We start from the raw sequence: 2,503 nt of genomic DNA, 5'->3' as shown, positions 1-2,503 counted from the left end.
TGGGTGTGATTCGTTGGCTAGAAACCTTAACCTGAAAAGGATAGAGGGGGATTAGCCGCAAGGAACAAAACCTTGACAACTTGATCACCTTACAGGTGCAAAACCTGTCCTCCCGAAACTGGAGTGACATCCCTACCCCTACTCAAAGGAAATTAACAAATCCTAGGGTAAAGCGGGGTCGAACGTTGAACATCTACTAGCCTATTAGGTGGATGGGAAATAGGAAGATGGCTCATGGGTAACGAAAGTGAAGGTACACCTGAAGCGTCGAAAAGACGATGTAGCGTAATATAGGCTGCCGCTACGAACAAACGTAAAGAATCGACAAACAAGGTAAGATGTAATCCATCCTACATCTTAAGTTTCCCTAAGATTCCGGCGTATAGTATCACCCTAAAAGTCAAAAGAAAGGTAATCAGGAACGAAGTAATCATGCAGGTTCTCTCAAAGGAGGTCGATTCTTTGAGTAGGTAGTTAGCCGTATGGCCTGTATTGAGGAGATTGAATCAGAAGCAAATGCCGGTATGTAATGCACCGGATACGCAGACGGATTCACGCGGATTAGTAGAATGTAAAGTTGCCAGTAGCAATAGATATGTCTAAAACTCGGGGGTTCGCCCCACAGTCGGAATGGAACAAGGTAAACTGGCGAAAGCTAGAAATTACAGTGTTTAAGTTGCAAAAGCGATGCAGCAAGGGAACAGGGGGTTTCCCCCACTCGCGCTTTGCATCAAGACAACGAATTTACAGAGCTTCCCTGCGTGGCGATGTTCGTGTAATGAGAAGTCTTCAAAAAACTCTGATCAAGTCCTGGTCAGCAAAAATGTTGGCGGTAAGGAAGGTTACTCAGGAAAACAAAGGCAAAAAGACGGCTGGCATCGATGGTCAAAAGGCTTTGTCGAGCACTAAGAGATTGAAGCTAGTCAAAAACCTCAAAATCTATAAGAGACCTCAACCAACCCGACGAACCTGGATAGACAAACCCGGACGTAATGAAAAGAGACCATTAGGTATACCGACCATATACGACCGCGCCCTCCAGGCTCTAACCAAACAAGCCCTAGAACCAGAATGGGAGGCTCATTTCGAGCCTAACTCCTACGGGTTCAGACCAGGAAGGTCATGTCACGATGCTATCCAAGCAATATACATCAGCATCAATAAAGCCCAAAAATGGGTACTTGATGCTGACATATCAAAATGCTTCGATAAAATCGACCACAAATCTCTCCTCAAAAAATTAAATACCTACCCCACCATGAAGCGATTAATCAAAGGATGGTTAAAAGCGGGAGTAATGGAGGAAGGCAAATTCTCAAGGACTGAAGAAGGTACTCCACAAGGGGGGATAATATCCCCTCTACTGGCCAACATAGCCCTTCATGGACTGGAAGACTACCTAATGGAAATAACTGGAGAAATGAGATACCCAGGATGTCCAAATGGTAGACAAGCAAAAAGAAGCGCCACAACTATCATACGATACGCTGACGACTTCGTCATACTCCATCCCTCCAAAGAAGTCCTTGAGAAACTCAAATACAAAGGAGAAGAATGGTTAAAAAACATTGGCCTGGAATTAAAACCTAGTAAAACAAAAGTGGTACACACATCCGAAGGATTTGACTTCTTAGGATTTAACATTCGACAATATAAAGTCGGAAAACACCACTCGAAACAAGGGTATAAAACCCTGATCAAACCATCAAAAGAAAAAGTGAAGGAGCATGTAAGGCGGCTTTCAGATACTATATCCAGTCTGAAAACCGCCAAGCCAGAAAATGTAATACACAAACTCAAACCAATAATAACGGGATGGGCAAATTATTACAAACCAGTAGTAAGTAAAAAAACTTACTCCAAAGTAGACCACTTACTATACTCCAAACTTAAAAGATGGGGAGAAAGAAGACATCCCAAAAAATCAAAATCCTGGGTTAAAGAAAAATATTGGGGAACAAAGGTAGAAATACCTAAGGAGCCATGGAAACCTCCAATAATAGATAACTGGGTATTCATGACCAAGGACGGAAAAAACATCCTCCCTAAACACGCAAAGACTGAAATAGTCAGACACGTTAAGGTCAAAGAAAGACGCAGTATCTACGACGGAGACTTAACCTACTGGGGAAACAGAATGCAAAAACATCCTGAACTGAATACGATAAAGGGGAAACTCTTTAAGAGACAAGAGGGAAGATGTGCCTTCTGCAAACTCAAATTTAAGGACGGAGATTTAATGGAATCTCACCATATAAAACCACGAGCATTAGGAGGTAATAATAGCCTGAAAAACCAGGAATTATTACATCTACACTGCCACGACCAAAAACACGGAAAAGAATTACAAGCTCCCAACGGGAGGAATTGGATTACAATCCGTTCTAAAAGAGAAGTACCCACTGACAAGGGACTACTACGCGAGGAGCCGGATGAGGCGAAAGCTTCATGTCCGGTTCTGGAGACGAGTCGGGGAGGCGACTCCTCGGCTTAGTTTAATAAC

Annotated in this window: 1 protein-coding gene; it reads left to right on the top strand. The window is 43.0% G+C overall.

Features of this window, described 5'->3' with window-relative positions:
• Positions 1-778 precede the first annotated feature (778 nt).
• The gene (ltrA, locus tag F6J99_RS44105; protein WP_365975455.1) at positions 779-2,494 is read left to right on the top strand and encodes a group II intron reverse transcriptase/maturase; all 1,716 of its coding nucleotides are present in this window, start codon (positions 779-781) and stop codon (positions 2,492-2,494) included.
• The last annotated feature ends 9 nt before the right edge of the window (positions 2,495-2,503 follow it).

Origin of the sequence: Moorena sp. SIO4G3, from assembly GCF_010692305.1 — a bacterium.
GTDB lineage: Bacteria > Cyanobacteriota > Cyanobacteriia > Cyanobacteriales > Coleofasciculaceae > Moorena > Moorena producens_A.
Note: the sequence above shows the minus strand (reverse complement) of the source record. Positions and strands in the feature narration are given on the sequence as shown.